General features: G+C 71.9%; 13 protein-coding genes. 6 read left to right on the plus strand and 7 right to left on the minus strand.

Annotated elements, in window-relative coordinates; genetic code table 11:
• Nucleotides 1-3: 3 nt before the first annotated feature.
• A complete protein-coding gene (gene pta / locus OG490_RS25755) occupies nucleotides 4-2,085 on the minus strand; it encodes a phosphate acetyltransferase (protein WP_330298646.1) in 2,082 nt (693 codons plus the stop codon).
• Between the two features lie 362 nt (nucleotides 2,086-2,447).
• On the opposite strand from pta, the gene OG490_RS25760 reads away from it, so the two are divergent.
• On the plus strand, nucleotides 2,448-3,473 hold the full coding sequence (locus tag OG490_RS25760; protein WP_330298647.1) for an ATP-dependent 6-phosphofructokinase: 1,026 nt from the start codon (nucleotides 2,448-2,450) through the stop codon (nucleotides 3,471-3,473).
• Between the two features lie 166 nt (nucleotides 3,474-3,639).
• On the opposite strand, the gene OG490_RS25765 is transcribed toward OG490_RS25760, so the two are convergent.
• Nucleotides 3,640-4,263 carry a helix-turn-helix domain-containing protein gene (locus OG490_RS25765; protein WP_443065978.1) on the minus strand — a complete coding sequence of 208 codons (624 nt, stop codon included), beginning with the start codon at nucleotides 4,261-4,263 and terminating at the stop codon, nucleotides 3,640-3,642.
• 398 nt (nucleotides 4,264-4,661) lie between these two features.
• Between OG490_RS25765 and OG490_RS25770 the strand changes: the two genes are divergently transcribed.
• Complete coding sequence (locus tag OG490_RS25770) at nucleotides 4,662-5,036, plus strand: MerR family transcriptional regulator (protein ID WP_330298649.1); 375 nt, start codon at nucleotides 4,662-4,664, stop codon at nucleotides 5,034-5,036.
• A gap of 58 nt (nucleotides 5,037-5,094) precedes the next feature.
• Complete coding sequence (locus OG490_RS25775; protein WP_330298650.1) at nucleotides 5,095-5,478, plus strand: thioredoxin family protein; 384 nt, start codon at nucleotides 5,095-5,097, stop codon at nucleotides 5,476-5,478.
• Here OG490_RS25775 and glgB read toward each other — a convergent pair.
• From glgB to OG490_RS25795, 4 genes are all read right to left on the minus strand, one after another.
• A complete protein-coding gene (gene glgB, locus OG490_RS25780) occupies nucleotides 5,456-7,789 on the minus strand; it encodes a 1,4-alpha-glucan branching enzyme (RefSeq protein WP_330298651.1) in 2,334 nt (777 codons plus the stop codon). The genes OG490_RS25775 and glgB overlap by 23 nt on opposite strands.
• Complete coding sequence (locus OG490_RS25785) at nucleotides 7,786-9,225, minus strand: maltokinase N-terminal cap-like domain-containing protein (RefSeq protein ID WP_330298652.1); 1,440 nt, start codon at nucleotides 9,223-9,225, stop codon at nucleotides 7,786-7,788. Before OG490_RS25785 ends, glgB begins: the two co-directional genes overlap by 4 nt.
• Before the next feature lie 153 nt (nucleotides 9,226-9,378).
• A complete protein-coding gene (treS, locus tag OG490_RS25790) occupies nucleotides 9,379-11,073 on the minus strand; it encodes a maltose alpha-D-glucosyltransferase (protein WP_330298653.1) in 1,695 nt (564 codons plus the stop codon).
• Complete coding sequence (locus tag OG490_RS25795) at nucleotides 11,070-13,064, minus strand: alpha-1,4-glucan--maltose-1-phosphate maltosyltransferase (protein ID WP_330298654.1); 1,995 nt, start codon at nucleotides 13,062-13,064, stop codon at nucleotides 11,070-11,072. The genes treS and OG490_RS25795 overlap by 4 nt, the downstream gene beginning before the upstream one ends.
• Nucleotides 13,065-13,467: 403 nt before the next feature.
• On the opposite strand from OG490_RS25795, the gene OG490_RS25800 reads away from it, so the two are divergent.
• The gene (locus OG490_RS25800) at nucleotides 13,468-14,325 is read left to right on the plus strand and encodes a hypothetical protein (RefSeq protein WP_330298655.1); all 858 of its coding nucleotides are present in this window, start codon (nucleotides 13,468-13,470) and stop codon (nucleotides 14,323-14,325) included.
• Nucleotides 14,326-14,435: 110 nt separating this feature from the next.
• Nucleotides 14,436-17,081: an alpha-glucan family phosphorylase gene (gene glgP / locus OG490_RS25805; RefSeq protein WP_330298656.1), complete on the plus strand. Its 2,646-nt coding sequence runs from the start codon at nucleotides 14,436-14,438 to the stop codon at nucleotides 17,079-17,081.
• 35 nt (nucleotides 17,082-17,116) lie between these two features.
• On the opposite strand, the gene OG490_RS25810 is transcribed toward glgP, so the two are convergent.
• Nucleotides 17,117-18,127, minus strand: coding sequence for an Lrp/AsnC family transcriptional regulator (locus OG490_RS25810; RefSeq protein ID WP_330301067.1), 1,011 nt, complete (start codon nucleotides 18,125-18,127; stop codon nucleotides 17,117-17,119).
• Between the two features lie 138 nt (nucleotides 18,128-18,265).
• On the opposite strand from OG490_RS25810, the gene OG490_RS25815 reads away from it, so the two are divergent.
• Entirely contained in the window at nucleotides 18,266-19,813 is a 1,548-nt protein-coding gene (locus OG490_RS25815) for an MFS transporter (RefSeq protein ID WP_330298657.1), read from the plus strand.
• The last annotated feature ends 201 nt before the right edge of the window (nucleotides 19,814-20,014 follow it).

The following is a 20,014-nucleotide window of genomic DNA, read 5'->3' on the forward strand; positions in this document are numbered from 1 at the left end:
GTGTCAGCCGGCCACGGGCCTGGACTGCGCCTGGATCGCGGTGATGGCGACGGTGGTGACGATGTCCTGGACGAGGGCGCCGCGCGAGAGGTCGTTGACCGGCTTGCGCAGACCTTGCAGGACCGGGCCGACCGCCACGGCGCCGGCAGAGCGCTGCACGGCCTTGTACGTGTTGTTGCCGGTGTTGAGGTCCGGGAAGATCAGCACCGTCGCGCGGCCGGCCACCTCGGACCCGGGCAGCTTGGTCAGCGCGACCGAGGGCTCCACGGCGGCGTCGTACTGGATCGGTCCCTCGATCAGCAGGTCGGGACGCTGGGCGCGGACGATCTCGGTGGCCTTGCGGACCTTGTCCACGTCGGCGCCCGAACCGGAGGTGCCGGTCGAGTACGAGAGCATCGCGATCCGCGGCTCCAGGCCGAAGGCGGCCGCGGTGGTCGCCGACTGGACGGCGATGTCGGCGAGCTGCTCGGCGTTGGGGTCCGGGTTGACGGCGCAGTCCCCGTAGGCGAGGACCTTGTCGGCCAGGCACATGAAGAAGACCGAGGAGACGATGGACGCGTCGGGCTTGGTCTTGATGATCTCGAAGGCCGGACGGATGGTGGCGGCGGTGGAGTGCACCGAGCCGGAGACCATGCCGTCGGCGAGGCCCTCCTGGACCATCAGGGTGCCGAAGTAGTTGACGTCGGTGACCACGTCGGCGGCCAGCTCGACCGTCATGCCCTTGTGGGCACGGGCCTTGGCGTAGTACTCGGCGAATCGTTCCCGCAGCGGGGAGGTCGCCGGGTCGATGAGCTGCGCGGAGGAGATGTCGATCCCCAGGTCCGCGGCCTTCTTCAGGATCGTCTGCTCCTCGCCCAGCAGGGTGAGGTCGCAGACCCCGCGGCGCAGCACCACGTCCGCGGCGCGCAGTACGCGCTCCTCGGTGCCCTCGGGGAGCACCACCCGGCGGCGTTCGGCGCGGGCCTGCTCCAGCAGGGTGTGCTCGAACATCATCGGCGTGACCCGCTCGGAACGGGCCACGGAGAGCACCTCGCGCAGCTCGGCGGTGTCCACGTGACGCTCGAACAGGCCGAGCGCCGTCTCCAGCTTGCGCGGGGTCGCGGAGTTCAACCGGCTCTGCAGGGAGAAGAGTTCGGCGGCCGTCGGGAAGCTGTTGCCGGCCACCGAGATCACCGGGGTGCCGGGCGCCAGCTTCGAGGCCAGCGTCAGGATGTCCTGGCCGGGACGCTCGTTCAGCGTGAGCAGCACGCCCGCGATCGGCGGGGTGCCGGAAGTGTGCGCGGCCAGCGCGCCGATGACCAGGTCGGAACGGTCCCCGGGGGTGACGACCAGGCAGCCGGGGGTCAGGGCGTTGAGGAAGTTCGGCAGCATGGCGCCGCCGAAGACGAAGTCCAGGGCGTCGCGGGCCAGACCGGCCTCGTCGCCGAGGAGCACCTCGCCGCCGAGCGCCTGGGTGATCTGGGCGACCGTCGGGGCGGACAGGTGCTTGTCCTCCGGCAGGACGTAGCAGGGCACGGGGAGCCGGGCGGCCAGGCGTTCGGCTATGGCCTCGCGGTCCTCGGGGGCCACCCGGTTGACGACCATCGCGCCGACGTGGCAGCCCAGGCTCTCGTACGCGCGGTAGGCGTTGCGGGTCTCGGCGCGCACGGCCTCGGCGGGGTGCTTGGTGCCGCCCACGACGGGGATGACCAGCGCGCCGAGCTCGTTGGCGAGGCGGGCGTTGAGGGCCAGCTCGTCGGGGAGGTTGGTGTCGGCGTAGTCGGTGCCGAGGACGAGCATGACCTCGTAGTCGCGGGCCACCTCGTGGTAGCGGTCGACGAGCCGCGAGACCAGCTCGTCGGTGCCGTGCTCGGCCAGGATGGCGGAGGCCTCCTGGTACTCCATGCCGAAGGCGGTCGAGGCGTCCTGCTCGATCCGGTAGCGGCCCTTGAGGAGGTCGAAGAGCCGGTCGGGCCCGTCGTGCAGCAAGGGGCGGTAGACGCCCACCCGGCCCGTCTGACGGGTCAGGAGCTCCATGATCCCCAGCTCGACGACTTGTCGGCCGTCCCCCCGCTCGATACCGGTCACGTACACGCTGCGCGTCACGCGTGCTCTCCGTCCCAATCGTGTGAATGTCGGTACAGCCTCACCATGATCCTCGCCGCTGCGGGGCGGATCTACGAGTCGGATGTCCCGGTTGGTGTGGGCTTGACCTCTTGACGATACCCCCGCGGATCGATGGGACGCCCGCCGGGAAAAGGGCCTGTCCGGGCAGGTCCAAAGGCCTTCCCGGCACCCCGCGCGAGGAGCACCACAGAGCGCGCTCCACCCCCTGCCCGTGGAACAATCGGACACGCTTCATCAATACGCCCTTCACATGGCCTTCCATACAGTCCTTCATATGTACGACCGGCCGTCCGCCCGCACGCGAACGGTCAGGTACGACCAGGAGCAGGAGACACAGCACGATGCGTATCGGAGTTCTCACCGCAGGCGGCGACTGTCCGGGCCTGAATGCTGTCATCCGGTCGGTCGTACACCGTGCCGTGGTCGGGCACGGGGACGAGGTCATCGGCTTCGAGGACGGCTTCAAGGGCCTCCTCGACGGCAACTACCGCCCCCTCGACATCAACGCCGTCAGTGGCATCCTCGCCCGGGGCGGCACCATTCTCGGTTCAGCCCGGATGGAGCGCGCGCGCCTCCACGAAGCGGCCGAGAACGCCACCGAATTGGCGAAGGCCTACGGCATCGACGCCCTGATCCCGATCGGCGGCGAGGGCACCCTGACGGCTGCCCGGATGCTGTCCGACGCGGGCATGCCCGTCGTCGGCGTGCCGAAGACCATCGACAACGACATCTCCTCCACCGACCGCACCTTCGGCTTCGACACCGCCGTCATGGTCGCCACCGAGGCCATCGACCGCCTCAAGACCACCGCCGAGTCGCACCAGCGGGTCATGGTCGTCGAGGTCATGGGCCGCCACGCGGGCTGGATCGCCCTGGAGTCCGGCATGGCCGGCGGCGCCCACGGGATCTGCCTGCCGGAGCGCCCCTTCGAGGTGGACGCCCTGGTCAAGATGGTGGAGGAACGTTTCGCCCGCGGTAAGAAGTTCGCCGTCATCTGCGTGGCCGAAGGCGCGCATCCGGGTGAGGGGTCCATGCCGTACGAGAAGGGCGCGATCGACCAGTACGGCCACGAGCGCTTCGCCGGCATCGGCAACCGCCTCGCCGTCGAGCTGGAGCGGCGCCTGGGCAAGGAAGCCCGCCCCGTCATCCTCGGCCACGTCCAGCGCGGCGGCACCCCGACCGCCTACGACCGCGTGCTCGCGACCCGCTTCGGCTGGCACGCCGTCGAGGCCGTCCACCGCGGAGACTTCGGCAACATGACCGCCCTGCGCGGCACCGACATCGTCATGGCCCCGCTGGCCGACGCCGTCACCGAGCTGAAGACCGTTCCCGAGGACCGCATGTACGAGGCCGAGTCGGTCTTCTAGTCCCGGTAGTCCCGGCCATCACGGGAAACCGGTCCCGCGGGCGGGTCCCAAGGCCCCCTCCGGGAGGACCTCCGCCCTGACTTCGGCGGCCGAACGGCCCCGGCGCAGTCCTCGTCTGGACGCGCCGGGGCCGTTTGCCGTAGTGAACTCATCGGCGCGGTGTGTCCTAAGACGCACCACCGGCGGAGTGCCAGAAGCGGTCCACGATGTCGGCGAGGAACTGGCGCCCCGCGTCACCGCTGCCGGCCTCGCCCTCCCCGCCGCCCCAGCTGAGGGTGGCCACCATCTTCGACTGGTAGTCGATGTGCAGCTGCTCCAGTACCCGCTCCAGGTGGGCCCTGGGCACGGGCAGCAGCTTGGACAGCGGTTTCACATACGCCTGCCAGCGGGTGGTGGCCGCACTGCGCAGCATGTCGGCGAGTTCCTCGTCCTTGCCGGTCGCCGTCACGAACTGGGCCAGGCTCAGTCCGAGCACCGTCGCCAGGGCGGCGGACTGCCGCTCGTTGCCCTTCCAGCGGCCGGTGTCCTCCATCTTCTGGTAGGAGTTCGTGTCCAGGCCGATGCGCCGGGCCAGATCGTCCGCGGCCAGATTCCTGGAGATCCGGTGCTCCCGCAGGGTGACCGGCTCGGCGAGCAGTTCGCCGGGGGCGCACCAGAGCACACCGGCGAGGGCCGTGACTTCGGCGGAGGTGGGCGATATCTCGCCACGCTCCCACCCCATGACGGTCTCGGGCGTGACGATCAGTCCGTACTGCGCGCGCAGGCCATAAGCGACATGACCGGGCGCCATGCCCAGGGCCGCGCGGAGACGACGCGCGGCGGGGGCATTGAAAGGTGGGCTGGAGTGCACATGGCACACCGTAGGAGTGGCCGAGGCGCGGCGACTACAGACCAAACAAACAAGCCCATAACTCGTAGGAACGTCCTATGGAGTAAAGGGCTTTGGTCGGTTTTCCCTGCGACTGTCCGGTAATCGGTTCGTTCGGTGATCCACTTCCTAGCGTACGTTTTCGGCCGCCCGGAGCGATAGCCCCGCGCATGACCTCCGTCACAAGCTCGAGAACGCCATGAACCGGCCATCCGGCCGGTACGTACTCCCGGGCGGAGGCCCTCGCTCACGGGGGTGGCGAGGGCCTCCCGGAATGCGCTCCTTGCCTTGACGTCGACGTCAAGGATTACGGTCGGGCCATGCGAATCGGCGAACTGGCCGAGCGGGCGGGCCTCAGCACCCGGACGCTCCGGTACTACGAGTCACGGGGGCTGCTGCCCGCGCGGCGTGACGGCAACGGCTACCGCACCTACGACGAGGACGACCTGCGGCTGCTCCGCGAGATCCGCACGCTCCAGGACTTCGGCTTCGAGCTGGAGGAGACCCGCCCGTTCGTGGAATGCCTGCGGGCCGGGCACCCGGCCGGGGACTCCTGCCCGGCCTCGCTCGTCGTCTACCGCCGCAAACTCGACGAGCTGGACGCCCTGCTCGGCCGGCTCACTCAGGTGCGCGACCAGGTGGCGGGCCAGCTGGCCGAAGCGGCGGCGCGGCCCAGATGCGAACTGACCGGCTGAGGCCGCAGGACAAGCAGACTTCAGAAGACTCGGGAAGACAGGAAGAGGGGAAAGAACGATGAGGGCACACGGTGTGGCAGAAGTGACCGACGCCGACTTCGAGGCGGAGGTGCTCGGCGAGCGCGGCCGGCCCGTCCTCGTGGAGTTCACCGCGGACTGGTGCGGCCCGTGCCGCCAGCTCGCGCCCGTCCTGTTGGCGATCGCCGCCGAGGAGGCCGCGCGGCTCAAGGTCGTCCAGATCGACGCGGACAGCAACCCCGCCACCCTCGTGCGGTACGGGGTGCTGTCCATGCCGACCCTGCTCGTCTTCCGCGACGGCGAGCCCGTCCAGCAGATGGTCGGGGCCCGCGCCAAGCGCAAGCTCCTCCAGGAGCTGGAGGAGCACATGGCGCGGGCGGCGGCAGTCGCGCCGGCCCCGGCTACCGCTTCGGCATCGGCCTGAGCCAGACCGTGGCCAGCGGCGGGAGGGTCAGGCGCAGGCTCGCCGCCCGCCCCTGGGAAGGCACCGGCTCCGGCCGCAGCGGCTGCGTGTGGTGGACGCCGCTGCCTCCGTAGGGCTCGAGGTCGGTGTTGAGCACCTCCCGCCACAGCGGCACCTCCTCCGGGACGCCGATCCGGTAGGCGTGGCGGACCACCGGGGAGAAGTTCGAGACGCACAGCAGCGGCGAGCCGTCCTGCGCGAACCGCAGGAACGCGAAGACGTTGTCCTCCGCCGCGTCCGCCTCCACCCAGGCGAAGCCCTCCGGCACGCTGTCCCGCTCCCACAGGGCGGGCGCCGCCCGGTAGGTGCGGTTCAGCTCGCCCACGAGGCTGCGTACGCCCCGGTGGTCGCCGGCCGCCGCGTAGGAGGAGTCCAGCAGCCACCAGTCCGGCCCGTACGTCTCGGACCACTCCGAGCCCTGTGCGAACTCCTGCCCCATGAAGAGCAGTTGCTTGCCCGGGTGGGCCCACATGAAGCCCAGGTACGCCCGGTGCGCGGCCCGCTGCTGCCACCAGTCGCCGGGCATCTTCGAGACCAGCGAGCGCTTGCCGTGCACCACCTCGTCGTGCGAGATCGGCAGGACGTAGTTCTCGCTGAACGCGTAGACCATCCCGAAGGTCATGTCGTGGTGGTGGTACTTGCGGTGCACCGACTCCTTCGACGCGTAGCGCAGGGTGTCGTGCATCCAGCCCATGTTCCATTTCAGGCCGAAGCCGAGCCCGCCGCCGTCGGTGGGCCGGGTGACGCCCGGCCACGCGGTGGACTCCTCGGCGATCGTCACCACGCCGGGGCAGCGCCGGTAGACGGTCGCGTTCATCTCCTGGAGCAGGGCCACCGCGTCCAGGTTCTCCCGGCCGCCGTGCTCGTTGGGGGTCCACTCGCCTTCGGAGCGCGAGTAGTCGAGGTAGAGCATCGAGGCCACCGCGTCCACGCGCAGCCCGTCCACGTGGAACTCCTGGCACCAGTACACGGCGTTGGCGACGAGGAAGTTGCGCACCTCGCGGCGGCCGTAGTCGAACTCCAGCGTCCCCCAGTCCGGGTGCGCGGCCCGCTGCGGGTCGTGGTGCTCGTACAGCGGCCGCCCGTCGAACTCGGCGAGGGCCCAGTCGTCGCGCGGGAAGTGCGCCGGCACCCAGTCGACGATCACCCCGATCCCGGCCCGGTGCAGCGCGTCCACCAGGAAGCGGAAGTCGTCGGGGGTGCCCATCCGGGAGGTCGGCGCGTAGAAGCCGGTGACCTGGTAGCCCCACGAGCCGCCGAAGGGGTGCTCGGCGACCGGCATCAGCTCCACGTGCGTGAAGCCGAGCTCCGTGACGTACGCGGGCAGCTGCTCGGCCAGCTGCCGGTACGAGAGCCCCGGCCGCCAGGACGCCAGGTGCAGCTCGTACACGGAGAACGGGGCCTGGTGCGGCGGCCGGTCGCCGCGCGCGGCCATCCACTCGGCGTCCTGCCACACGTAGCGGGAGGCGGTGACCACGGAGGCGTTGGCCGGCGGGACCTCCGCGTGCTGGGCCATCGGGTCGGCCCGCAGGGTGTGCGAGCCGTCCGGGCGGGTGATGTCGTACTTGTACAGCGCGCCCTCGCCGACCCCGGGCAGGAACAGCTCCCACACGCCGGTCGCGCCGAGCGAGCGCATCGGATAGGCGACGGAGTCCCAGTGCGAGAAGTCCCCGGTGACCCGCACCCCCTGGGCGTTGGGCGCCCACACCGTGAACCGGGTGCCCGCCGTGCCCTGGTGCTCCATCGGCTCCGCGCCGAGCGCCGTCCACAGCTCCTCGTGGCGGCCCTCGCCGATCAGGTGCAGGTCGAGCTCGCCGAGCGCGGGCAGGAAGCGGTAGGGGTCGTGGACCTCCACCTCGTCGCTGTCGTACGCCACCAGCAGCCGGTAGTCCGGTACCCCGTTCAGCGGCAGCAGACCGGAGAACAGCCCGTCCCCGTCGTCGAAGAGCTCGGCCCGCAGCCCCTTCGCGAGGATGGTCACGGCCTTCGCGTACGGGCGCAGCACCCGGAAGGACACCCCGCTGCGCTGCACGCGGGCGCCCAGCACCCCGTGGGGGTCGTGGTGGCGGCCCTCCAGGAGCCGGGCCCGTTCCTCCGCTCCCAGCGCGGGTGCCGGCCGGACCCCGTGCGGCGGGGCGGCCCGGCGGGCCCGAGGGGGCCGGGCCTTCTTCGCACCACCCGCTTCAAGGGCCGCGGCGGGGGTGGCGGGGGTGGTGACGGCGACAGCGGTTTCGTCGCGGACGGTCGGTGACGGCTGTCGTGCGGCGCTCACGCGAGCGGCCTCCTCGGGGGCTTCGGGTGGGGGGTGGCTCCGCCGGGGGCGGGGGGATGCGTGCGGTGGGAGGGGGGACGCTGCGGCTCGGACAGCCGGCGGATCGCCGCCATCGGCACGTGCAGCCAGTCGGGCCGGTGCCGGGACTCGTAGCGGGCCTCGTACACCGCCTTGTCGGTCTCGTACGCGCGCAGGAGTACGGGGTCCTCGCGCGGGTCGCGTCCGGTGGTGCGGGCGTAGCCCTCGCAGAAGGCGGCCCGGCAGGCGTCCGCCCAGGCGGGGGCGAACGGCCGGTGCGAGCGGGCGGCGTAGTCGAAGGAGCGCAGTATCCCGGCGATGTCCCGCACCGCCGGCTCCGGGCGGCGCCGGTCGGCCAGCGGCCGGGCCGGTTCGCCCTCGAAGTCGATCAGCGCCCAGCTGCCGTCGGCGGTGCGCAGGGTCTGCCCCAGGTGCAGGTCCCCGTGGATCCGCTGGGCGGGCACCCCGGCCCCGCGGGAGGCGGCCAGTGCGTCGAAGGCCCCGCGCAGCCCCGCTTCGTAGGGTCGCAGCGCGGGCACCTCGCGGGCGGTGGCGGCCAGCCGCGCGGTCATCCCGGCGGCGAGGCGGGCCGTCTGCTCCGGGCCCAGCGCGACGGTCGGCAGGGCTCCGGCCAGCGCGCTGTGCACCTCGGCGGTGGCCCGGCCCAGCGCGTGCGCCTCGGCGGTGAAGTCGGCCCCGGCGCGCAGCCGGTGCAGCGCGAGCTGCCAGCCGTCGTCGGAGCCGCGCAGGTACGGCTGGAGCACGCCCAGGGTCAGGGGTTCGGAGCCGGGCAGCTGGGCCTCGTACCAGGCGACCGGCGCGGGCACCCTCGCGCAGCCGGCGGCGGCCAGGGCGCGGGGGAGCTCCAGATCGGGGTTGACCCCGGGGCCGACCCGTCTGAACACCTTGAGGATGTACGAATCCCCGTAGATCAGGGAGGAGTTGGTCTGCTCCCCGGACAGTGGCCGGGGGGTGGGGGCCTCGGGGATCACGGCGGCCGGGTCCCGGTCGAAGCGGAGCGGGCCGAAGGTGCCGGGGGAGCGCAGCCGCTCCAGCAGCAGCGAGGCGATCCGGGGATCGCCCAGGCCCTCGTAGACCGACTGGCCGGCGTAGGGCCCCTGCTCCGCGCGGCCGATCAGCGCGGGTGCGAGCGCGGGCGGCAGCGGGCTCGGGCGGATGCCGAGCAGCAACTGGTAGCAGTCCCCGTCCACGTCCAGCAGCAGGTGCAGGAGTCCGGGCGAGGAGCCCGGCGGCAGCAGTTCGGCGGCCGAGATGCTCCGCAGCCTTCCGATGGTGCGGCCCTTGCCCGCGAACCAGCGCTGTGCGGGCAGCCAGGCCCTCAGCATCGGCTCCAGCGGGCCGAGCCCGGCGGCCCGGTCGGCCGTGAGCCATTCCCGGGCGGATGCAGCCTCCGACATGGCGTCGCGTCCTTTCCCCGGGCCGTCAAAGAATGCGCAGAGTGTCCCGGATCGCGGTGGTTGCTTCTCCGGTGTGTGCGAGTGTCGGGTCAGGATGGTCCGTACAGGGGCGGGCGATTGACCCATTCGCCGCGCCCGCCCCGGGTCCGGTGCCTACTCCGTGCGCAGGCGGAACCAGTAGAAGCCGTGGCCCGCCAGGGTCAGCAGGTACGGCCACTCGCCGATCGGCGGGAAGCGGACGTCGCCGGTGAGTTCCACCGGGACCCGTCCGTGGAACGACCGCAGATCCAGTTCGGTGGGCTGCGCGAAGCGCGAGAAGTTGTGCACGCACAGCACCAGGTCGTCTCCGTACTCGCGGAGGAAAGCGAGCACCGCCGGGTTCGACGAAGGCAGTTCGGTGTACGAGCCGAGACCGAAGGCGGGGTTCGCCTTGCGGACTTCGATCAGCCGGCGGGTCCAGTGCAGCAAGGACGAGGGCGACGCCATGGCCGCCTCGACATTGGTGACCTGGTACCCGTGGACCGGGTCCATGATGACCGGCAGGTTCAGCCTGCCCGGATCGCACGAGGAGAAACCGGCGTTGCGGTCCGGGGTCCACTGCATCGGGGTGCGCACCCCGTCGCGGTCGCCGAGCCAGATGTTGTCGCCCATGCCGATCTCGTCGCCGTAGTACAGCACCGGCGAACCGGGCAGTGACAGCAGCAGGGCGGTGAAGAGCTCCATCTGGTTGCGGTCGTTGTCCAGCAGCGGGGCGAGCCGGCGCCGGATGCCGATGTTGGCCCGCATGCGCGGGTCCTTGGCGTACTCGGCGTACATGTAGTCGCGCTCTTCGTCCGTGACCATTTCGAGGGTGAGCTCGTCGTGGTTGCGCAGGAAGATGCCCCACTGGCAGCTCTGCGGGATGGCCGGGGTCTTGGCCAGGATTTCCGAGACCGGGTAGCGGGACTCTCTTCGCACGGCCATGAAGATGCGCGGCATGACGGGGAAGTGGAAGGCCATGTGGCATTCGTCCCCGCCCTTGGCGAAGTCGCCGAAGTAGTCGACGACGTCCTCGGGCCACTGGTTGGCCTCGGCGAGCAGCACGGTGTCCGGGTAGTGCGCGTCGATCTCGGCGCGGACCCGCTTGAGGAGGGTGTGGGTGCGCGGCAGGTTCTCGCAGTTGGTGCCCTCCTCCGCGTACAGGTAGGGCACGGCGTCGAGGCGGAACCCGTCGATGCCGAGGTCGAGCCAGAACCGGAGCGAGGAGATGATCTCCTCCACGACGGCCGGGTTCTCGTAGTTGAGGTCCGGCTGGTGGGAGAAGAACCGGTGCCAGTAGTACTGCTTGCGGACCGGGTCGTACGTCCAGTTCGAGGTCTCGGTGTCGACGAAGATGATGCGGGCGTCCTGGTACTGCTTGTCGTTGTCGGCCCACATGTAGTAGTCGCCGTAGGGCCCGTCCGGGTCCTTGCGGGACTGCTGGAACCACTCGTGCTGATCGCTCGTGTGGTTCATCACGAAGTCGATGATCACCCGCATGCCCCGGGTGTGGGCGGCGTCCACGAACTCCACGAAGTCGGCGAGGTCGCCGAACTCGGGGAGCACGGAGGTGTAGTCGGAGACGTCGTAGCCCCCGTCGCGCAGGGGCGAGGCGAAGAACGGCGGGAGCCACAGGCAGTCGACGCCGAGCCACTGGAGGTAGTCCAGCTTGGCGGTGAGCCCCTTGAGGTCACCCACGCCGTCGCCGTTGCTGTCGTGGAAGGAGCGGACGAGGACCTCGTAGAAGACCGCCCGCTTGAACCAGTCGGGGTCGCGGTCCTTGACGGGGGTGTCCTCGAAGGTGTCGTGGACGGGATCGTTGATCATCATGAGGTGGGTGACCCTCCGGTGGGCGGGGACGGTCGCAGGGCGGCCAGTACGTGCGCGGGCGTGCGGCCCGGCTCCAGACGTACGTAGTTCGCTCTGCCCCAGTGATAGGTCTCGCCTGTGAGCTCGTCGCGCACCGCGAGGGACGCGTGCCAGTCGAGGCCGAGTACCGGCATGTCCAACGAGACCGTCGCCTCCTGGGTGTGGTGCGGATCGAGGTTGACGACCACCAGTACGGAATTTGCTCCGGAGTGCTTCGAATAGGCGATCACCTGTTCGTTGTCGGTCGGGTGGAAATGGATGTCGCGCAGCTGCTGGAGCGCGGGGTTGCGGCGGCGCATCCGGTTCAGGGCGGTGATCAGCGGGGCGATGGTGCGGCCCTCGCGGTCGGCGGCGGCCCAGTCGCGCGGGCGCAGCTCGTACTTCTCCGAGTTCAGGTACTCCTCGCTGCCCTCCTTGACCGGGGAGTTCTCGCAGAGCTCGTAGCCGGCGTAGACCCCCCAGGTCGGGGAGAGGGTGGCGGCCAGGACCGCGCGGACCTCGAAGGCGGGGCGGCCGCCCTGCTGAAGGTAGGCGTGCAGGATGTCGGGGGTGTTGACGAAGAAATTCGGCCGCATGACGGAGGCGGAGCGGGTGTCGGCGAGCTCGGTCAGGTACTCGGTGAGCTCGGCCTTGGTGTTGCGCCAGGTGAAATACGTGTAGGACTGCTGGAAGCCGATGGCGGCGAGGGCCCGCATCATCGCGGGCCGGGTGAAGGCCTCGGCCAGGAAGATGACGTCCGGGTCGGACTTGTTGATGTCCGCGATCACCTTCTGCCAGAAGACCACCGGCTTGGTGTGCGGGTTGTCCACCCGGAAGATGCGGACGCCGTGCTCCATCCAGTGCCGCAGGACCCGTACCGTCTCCTCGACGATGCCGGGCATGTCGGCGTCGAAGTGGATCGGGAAGATGTCCTGGTACTTCTTCGGCGGGTTCTCCGCGTACGCGATCGTCCCGTCGGCGCGGTGGCGGAACCACTCCGGGTGCTTCTCCACCCACGGGTGGTCCGGGGAGCACTGCAGGGCGAAGTCCAGCGCCACCTCGATGCGCAGCTCGCGCGCCTTCGCCACGAAGGCGTCGAAGTCCTCGATGGTGCCCAGGTCCGGGTGGACGGCGTCGTGGCCGCCCTCGGTGGAACCGATGGCCCAGGGCACGCCAGGATCCCAACTCCCGGCGGAGAGGGTGTTGTTGGGCCCCTTCCTGAAGGTGCTGCCGATGGGGTGGATGGGCGGCAGGTAGACCACGTCGAAGCCCATGGCGGCCACGGCGGGAAGCCGCTCGGCGGCCGTGCGGAAGGTCCCGCTGACGGGCTCGGCGCCCGCTTCCAGCACCGCCCCCTCCGACCGGGGGAACATCTCGTACCAGGAGCCGAAGAGGGCCCGCTTGCGCTCGATCAGCAGCGGCAGCGGCTTGGAGGCGGTGACCAGCTCCCGGTACGGGCGCTTGGCGAGCGTCTGCGCGACCCGGGGATCGGTGGCGGCCGCGTACCGCACCGCGACCTCCCGGTCCTCGTCGCGCATCGCGTCGGCGGCGGCGAGCACGGTCTCGCGCCCGTCCCGCTTGGGAATCTTCGCGGCGGCCCGCTCGTAGAGCTCGGCGCCCTCGAGCAGCGTCAGCCCCGCGTCGATCCCGGCGGGGATCTTGATCGCCGCGTGGGCCCGCCAGGTGGCCACCGGGTCGCTCCACGCCTCGACGGTGTACGTCCACCTCCCCTCGACCTCGGCGGACACCCGGGCCCCCCACCGGTCGGTGCCGGGAGCCAGCTCGGACAGCGGCACGGGAGGCCGCAGCCGCCCGCTCGGATCGCGCAGCACGACATGGGCCGCCACGGCGTCGTGCCCCTCGCGGAACACGGTGGCGGAAATCTCGAATACCTCGTCCACGACCGCCTTGGCGGGTCTGACGCCGCAGTCGACGGCAGGGCGGACGTCCAGCACGGGAATGCGACCGATCATGATGGGATCACCTGGGGGCAGTTCGCAGGGCTCGGTGACAACAGGCCAGCCGGCATGGCAGCTGGTAGTGCACGCTCTGTTCGCTCTGTTTCTAGCTGCTCGGAAGACGGCTGGGCTGCGGGCATGGCCGCTCCTGTCCGCGTTCACTCGGGTGGCGGGAGAGGTTCGGGGGAGGGTGCGCCGTGCGCGTACCCGGGAGCCCTTCCCACTCCAGCCCGGACCATTCCGCGTCCTTGGTTAACTACTCGTACGTACTCGCACGCGTATCCCCAAGGCCCGGCTCGACATCCATCGATGCTCCATCAACTCGGACAGGACTAACGGATGTCCGCGCCGCGCGTGCAGGGCGCGCGAGATGGCGACAGCCCGTCACTCCCGAGTGGCGGGGAGAGGAGTACGGCACATGCATGCCGAGGACCGGCACGAGGAGCTCTCCTCCCGACTCCGGTCGCCCGACCCCCGGGTCCGGGAGGCGGCCGCGCGGGCGGTCGCGGCGGTGGTGTGGGCGCCGGAGGCGGAGCGGGAGCTGGCCTCCGCGCTGGCCGCGGCAGTCCTACTGGAGGAGGACGCGCAGGCCCTGGCCGCGCAGATCGACGCCCTGTCCTGCGTGGAACCGGCCTTGGACGACCAGGAACTGGACCGGCTCGTCTTTCGGCGCTCCGAGTCCCCCGCGCTGGCCCGGCTGGTCGCGAGGGCGGCGCGGCTGCAGGTCTGCGAGCCGCCCGAGCCGTTCGCGGACGCGACGCGGGTCATCGTGCGCACCCTCGGCGGAGCCCCGCACCGCGGGCTCGCTCTGCGTACGCCGGGCGGTGCGCTGGTCGTGCTGGAGCGCATCGAGTTCGCCCGGAGGGAGGTCGACTACCTGTCCCACGGCATGACGGCCCGCCTGACGCTGTCCGGCCCCGGCGCGCGGGACCTGTCCCACCTCGACCTCCTGGACGCCACCCCCGGCCCCCGCGGTTACGCACACAGGCTCCGCTCGCCCGACCCCCGGGTGCGGGAGCTCGCCGCCGCCGAGGCCTCGGACTGGCCGGACTCCTGGCGGCCCGAGGTCGGCCGGTACCTGTGCGGGGCGCTGGCCGTGGCCGCCGTACGGGAGCGGGACCCGGACGCGTTGGAGTCCGAGCTGCACGCCCTGTTCCAGCTGGCCTGCCACCTGGCGGAGCCCGCGCTCGCCGTACTGCGCACGCTGGACCGGGCCGCGCTGCCCGAGGTGCTGCGGGAGTACCTGGACGACCTGCTCGAACAGGAGCCCCGCTGAGGCGCCATGGCCCGGCCGGGGTCGCGGCGCTAGCCTTCCGAGGGTGACGCTCGCGGTGCACAGCGTGGTGCGGCCGCTTCGATCCGTAATCCCCTGCGAAGGTGGAACGCGTGAAGGCTATCCGTCGATTCACCGTGCGCCCCGTCCTCCCCGAGCCCCTCGCTCCGCTCGCCGATCTCGCGCGCAATCTGCGCTGGTCCTGGCATGCGGAGACCAGGGAGCTCTTCCAATCCGTCGATCCCGAGGGCTGGCAGGCAGCCGGCGGGGATCCCGTCCGGCTGCTCGGCGCCGTGTCCGCCGCGCGGATCGCCGAACTCGCCGGGGACCGGCGGTTCCTGCGGCGGCTCGCCGTCGCCGCCGCCGATCTCGATGACTACGTCCACGGCGGGAGGTGGTACCAAGGCCACGAGGCGGCCGAGGAGCTGCCCGCCGCCATCGCCTACTTCTCTCCCGAGTTCGGGATCACCGCCGCCCTGCCCCAGTACTCGGGCGGGCTCGGGATCCTCGCCGGGGACCACCTCAAGGCCGCCAGCGATCTGGGAGTCCCCCTCATCGGCGTCGGACTGCTGTACCGGCACGGGTACTTCCGCCAGTCCCTCTCCCGGGACGGCTGGCAGCAGGAGCACTATCCGGTGCTCGACCCCAACGAACTGCCCGTCGCACTCGTGCGGGAGGAGGACGGGGCTCCGGCCCGGGTCTCGCTGAGCCTGCCCGGCGGGCGGGCCCTGCACGCGCACATCTGGCAGGCCCGCGTCGGCCGGGTGCCGCTGCTGCTCCTGGACTCGGACGTCGAGGACAACGACGCCGCGGCCCGCGAGGTGACCGACCGGCTGTACGGGGGAGGCAGCGACCACCGGCTGCTGCAGGAGATGCTGCTCGGGATCGGCGGGGTGAGGGCCGTACGGACCTACTGCCGGATCACCGGGCATCCCGACCCCGAGGTGTTCCACACCAACGAGGGGCACGCGGGGTTCCTGGGACTCGAGCGCATAAGGGAACTGGAAGGGCAGCAGGGCCTCGGCTTCGACGCCGCCGTCGAAGCCGTGCGCGCCGGGACGGTGTTCACCACCCATACCCCCGTCCCCGCCGGCATCGACCGCTTCGACCGGACCCTGGTGGCCCGCCACTTCGGCGAGGCCGGCGAGCTGGCCGGCGTACCCGTCGACCGGATCCTGGAGCTCGGCGCCGAGACGTACCCCGGCGGCGACCCCGGGGTGTTCAACATGGCGGTCATGGGGCTGCGCCTCGCCCAGCGGGCGAACGGGGTCTCCACCCTGCACGGAGCCGTCAGCCGCGAGATGTTCGCCGGGCTCTGGCCGGGCTTCGACCCCGCCGACGTGCCCATCACCTCCGTGACGAACGGGGTGCACGCCCCGACCTGGGTGGCGCCCGAGGTCGTCCGGCTCGGTGCGAAGCAGATCGGCGCCGGGCGGACCGAGGACGCGCTGTCCGTGGGCGGCTCCCAGCGCTGGGACGCCGTCGCCGACATCCCCGACCAGGACGTCTGGGACCTGCGCCGGGTGCTCAGGGAGCAGCTCGTGCAAGAGGTACGGGACCGCCTGCGCGCCTCCTGGCGCCAGCGCGGGGCCGCCGCCGCCGAGCTGGGCTGGGTGGACTCCGTACTCGACCCGGACGTGCTGACCATCGGCTTCGCCCGCCGGGTCCCGTCCTACAAGCGGCTCACGCTGATGCTGCGCGACCCCGAGCGGCTGCGCAGGCTGCTGCTCGACCCGGACCGCCCCGTGCAGATCGTGGTCGCGGGCAAGGCGCACCCGGCCGACGACGGCGGGAAGCGGCTCGTGCAGGAGCTGGTGCGGTTCTCCGACGACCCGCGCGTGCGCCACCGGATCGTGTTCCTGCCCGACTACGGCATGGCCATGGCGCAGAAGCTCTACCCGGGCTGCGACGTCTGGCTCAACAACCCGCTGCGGCCCCTGGAGGCGTGCGGTACCAGCGGAATGAAGGCCGCGCTCAACGGCTGCCTCAACCTGTCCGTCCTGGACGGCTGGTGGGACGAATGGTTCGAGCCGGACTTCGGCTGGGCCATCCCGACCGCCGACGGCCTCGGCACGGACGAGGACCGGCGCGACGACCTGGAGGCGAACGCCCTCTACGACCTGATCGAGGGCCGGGTCGCACCCCGCTTCTACGACCGGGCCGGACGCGGCGGACTCCCGGTGCGGTGGATCGAGATGGTCCGGCGCACCCTCGTCTCACTGGGACCCAAGGTGCTGGCGGGACGCATGGTGCGCGAGTACGTGGAACGGCTCTACGCGCCGGCCGCGCTCTCCCACCGCGCCCTCACCCCGGACGCGGCCCGGGACCTCGCCTGGTGGAAGGGACGGGTCCGGGCGGCCTGGCCGCAGCTCACCGTCGAGCACGTGGAGGCCCTGGCGGCGGGCCCGGTCGGCGGCACCGCCGAACTCGGGGCCACCCTCACCCTGCGCGTGCAGGTCTCGCTCGACGCACTCGCGCCCGAGGACGTGGAGGTGCAGGCCGTCGCGGGCCGGGTCGACGCCCAGGACGTGATCCAGGGCGGACGGACCTTCCCGCTCAAGCCCGCCGGCGGACCGGACCTGGAGGGCCGCTGGCTGTACGAGGGCCCGCTCGCCCTCGACCGTACGGGGCCCTTCGGGTACACCGTACGCATCCTGCCGGCGCACCCGCTGCTGGCGACCCCGGCCGAACTGGGCCTGGTCGCGGGCCCCGTGGCGAGCACCGACACGGACGCGGGAGGCGGCGTACTCCTGCGGTAGCGGTAGCGGTACCGGGAAGCGGGGCCCCAGGGCCCTCAGGGGGCGGGCGGCGGATCCACCAGCCGCCCGTCCTCCACCAGCATCCCGGCCCGCTTGACGCTGCGCAGCGTCGGGATCACCTCCACCTGGCCGACCCCCTCCACCGCGCCGATCCGCTCGGTCAGATAGGTGTAGAGCTCCTCGGTGTCCCGGCACAGCACCACCGCCATCAAGGAGGCCGCCCCGGTCACGGCCGCCGCGAACGCCACCTCGCGGTGGCTCGCCAGGGCGGCACCCACCTGCGCCAGGCGGGCCGGCGGGACGGTCAGCACCAGCGTCGCCTCCGCCTCGTAGCCCAGGAGCGCGGGGGCGAACTCCACGTCGAAGAAGACCGCCCCGAGATCGCGCAGCCGCTCCAGGCGGCGCCGGGCGGTGGACTCGGACAGGCCGCTGGCGCGCGCCAGTTCCGGATATCCGGCGCGGCCGTCGCTGCCCAGCACCGAGAGCAGCCTGAGCTCCGCCTCGTCCAGCACGTACCGGTCCGGCCCCGGCTCGGCGGGGGGCCGCTGCATGGCGGCGATCTGGTCGGGGCGCATGAGGTCCATGCCGGCCCAGGAGTCGGGCCCGCCGAAGAACTTCCGCAGGATGGTGTGGGCGCTGATGCCGGTCACCCGGCGGGTGCGCGGCAGCTTCTCCAGGAGCAGGGTGTCCCGGTCCTTGCGGGTGCGGGCCCTGGTCATGCAGTGGATCTCGGTGCCGCCCGAGTTGAGGTTCACCCACGCGATGTCCGGGCGGCGGGCCAGCGCCTCGGCCACCGGGAGCGCCGCGTCGGGCGCGCACTGCACCCGCAGCCAGGACTCGAAGAGCCCGACCCGGCTGCCCAGCGGCAGTCCGACGACCCGGATCAGGCCGGTGGTCCGCAGGCGCCGGTAGCGGCGTACGACGGTCTGGTCGGAGACCTCCAGCACCTCGGCGAGCCGGCTGAAGGGGGCCCGGCCGTCGATCGTGAGGGCCTGGATCAGGGACCGGTCGAGCGCGTCGAGCTCCGTGTCGTTCACGGTTTCCATCATGGCAGAGCCTCTGGTGAAGGAAATCCGCCGGGAGTGGGCTTCCGGGTGGAGGATCGGGGTCGTTCGCTGAGACCTTGGCGTCACCGGGGATCCGCCCCTGGACCCCTGCCCCTCCGTGCTCCGAGGAGAACTCCCATGCGTAAATGGCTGCCCCTGACGGCGGTGTGCCTCGGGGCCTTCATGCTCCTGGTCGACGTCACGATCGTGACCGTCGCCCTGCCCGACATGGCCGCCGACATGAAGACCGGGTTCTCGGGCCTCCAGTGGGTGATGGACGTCTACGCCCTCGCCCTGGCGGCCCTGCTCCTGGGAGCCGGATCGCTCGCCGACCGGATCGGCCGCCGCCGCGTCTACCTCGGCGGGCTCGGGCTCTTCGCCGCCGCCTCGCTCGCCTGCGGTCTGGCGAGCGGACCGGCCGCGCTGATCGCCTTCCGCGCCGTCCAGGGCATCGGCGGCGCCGCGATGTTCGCCACCACCATGGCCCTGCTCAGCTCCGCCTACCAGGGCCGCGACCGGGGCGTCGCCTTCGGCGTCTGGGGCGCGGTCAACGGAGCCGCGGCCGCGGCCGGCCCCATCATCGGCGGACTGCTCACCGAGCAGTTCGGCTGGCGCTGGATCTTCTTCATCAACCTCCCGGTCTGCGCCCTCGCCGTCTACGTCACCCTCAAGGCCGTCACCGAGTCCCGCGACCCGCACGCCAAGGGCCTGGACCTGCCCGGCATGGTCACCTTCACCACCGGCGCCGCCGCCGTCACCTACGCCCTGATCCGGGTCGGCGAGAACGGCTGGACCTCCGCGACCACCCTGGCCCTGTTCGCGCTGAGCGCCGCCGCCTTCGCGCTCTTCGTCCTCGTCGAACTGCGCAGCTCCCGCCCGATGCTGGACCTCTCGCTGTTCCGCAGCCCGACCTTCGTGGCCGTCATGGCCGCGGCGCTCCTGATGTCCGGCGCCGCCTTCGGGTACCTGATGTACGTCTCCCTGTGGCTGCAGAGCGCCGAGGGCATGGGCCCGGTCGCCGCCGGTCTGACGATGCTGCCGATGAGCCTGGCCGCCTTCGTGGTCGCCGCCGTGACCGGCAAGCTGATGCACGGGGCGTCGGCCCGGCTGACCATCGGCGGCGGGCTGTTCCTGATCGGCGCGGGGGCCCTGCTCCAGGGCTGGATGCTCGATGCCGGGGACGGCTGGACGGCGCTGGTGGCCGGTCTGGCCGTCACCGGAGTGGGCGTCGGCATGATCTCCCCGGCCCTGGCGGCCGCCGCGATGGGGGCCGTCCCTCCGGCCCGCGCCGGGATGGCGGGCGGCGCCCTGAACACCGCGCGCCAGCTGGGCATGGCGCTGGGCATCGCGGTGCTCGGCGCGGTCTTCCAGTCCGGGCTGGAGGACGGGCTGGCCGGCTCCGGTCAGCCGCACGGCACGGCCGAGGCGCTGGCCTCGGGCGGCGCGGCCCGGCTGCTGCAGGCGGTTCCGGGGGCCGGGCAGTGGGTGGAGTCGGCCTTCGCGAGCGGGCTGCGGGACACCTTCTGGGTCTCCGGGGCGATGGGCCTGGCGGGCGCGGTGATCCTGGTGGCGCTGGTCCGCCGGCCCGCCGCGGCCCCGCAGGGCCAGCAGGGTCCGTCCGGTCCGGCCGGCCTGAAGGGCCCCCGGAGCGGCGAGGTCCCGGCGGCCGAACGCGCCGCCGTCTGAGCGGTCTTGGCCGCGCACGCAGCCCCGTACGCCCCGGATCCCGCGCGGATCCGGGGCGTCCGGGCGTTCGGGAGGGGGCGGGGGACCGGGAGGGTGAACCTTCGAACGCGCCTCCGTGCCAAATCGTTTCAGCGGGGTGGTCCGCTCCTACGCTGCCCCCGGATGCCCACCGGACCGGGCACCCGAGGAACCCGAGGAACG

This window comes from Streptomyces sp. NBC_00503 (assembly GCF_036346895.1).
Classification (GTDB): Bacteria; Actinomycetota; Actinomycetes; order Streptomycetales; family Streptomycetaceae; genus Streptomyces.

What these genes read in the sequence shown, in the direction of transcription:
- OG490_RS25760 (WP_330298647.1), top strand. Translation starts at nt 2,448, where the DNA reads ATGCGTATCGGAGTTCTCACCGCAGGCGGCGACTGTCCGGGCCTGAAT.
- OG490_RS25765 (WP_443065978.1), bottom strand. Translation starts at nt 4,263, where the DNA reads ATGGCGCCCGGTCATGTCGCTTATGGCCTGCGCGCGCAGTACGGACTG.
- OG490_RS25770 (WP_330298649.1), top strand. Translation starts at nt 4,662, where the DNA reads ATGCGAATCGGCGAACTGGCCGAGCGGGCGGGCCTCAGCACCCGGACG.
- OG490_RS25775 (WP_330298650.1), top strand. Translation starts at nt 5,095, where the DNA reads ATGAGGGCACACGGTGTGGCAGAAGTGACCGACGCCGACTTCGAGGCG.
- OG490_RS25785 (WP_330298652.1), bottom strand. Translation starts at nt 9,225, where the DNA reads ATGTCGGAGGCTGCATCCGCCCGGGAATGGCTCACGGCCGACCGGGCC.
- treS (WP_330298653.1), bottom strand. Translation starts at nt 11,073, where the DNA reads ATGATGATCAACGATCCCGTCCACGACACCTTCGAGGACACCCCCGTC.
- OG490_RS25795 (WP_330298654.1), bottom strand. Translation starts at nt 13,064, where the DNA reads ATGATCGGTCGCATTCCCGTGCTGGACGTCCGCCCTGCCGTCGACTGC.
- OG490_RS25800 (WP_330298655.1), top strand. Translation starts at nt 13,468, where the DNA reads ATGCATGCCGAGGACCGGCACGAGGAGCTCTCCTCCCGACTCCGGTCG.
- OG490_RS25810 (WP_330301067.1), bottom strand. Translation starts at nt 18,127, where the DNA reads ATGGAAACCGTGAACGACACGGAGCTCGACGCGCTCGACCGGTCCCTG.
- OG490_RS25815 (WP_330298657.1), top strand. Translation starts at nt 18,266, where the DNA reads ATGCGTAAATGGCTGCCCCTGACGGCGGTGTGCCTCGGGGCCTTCATG.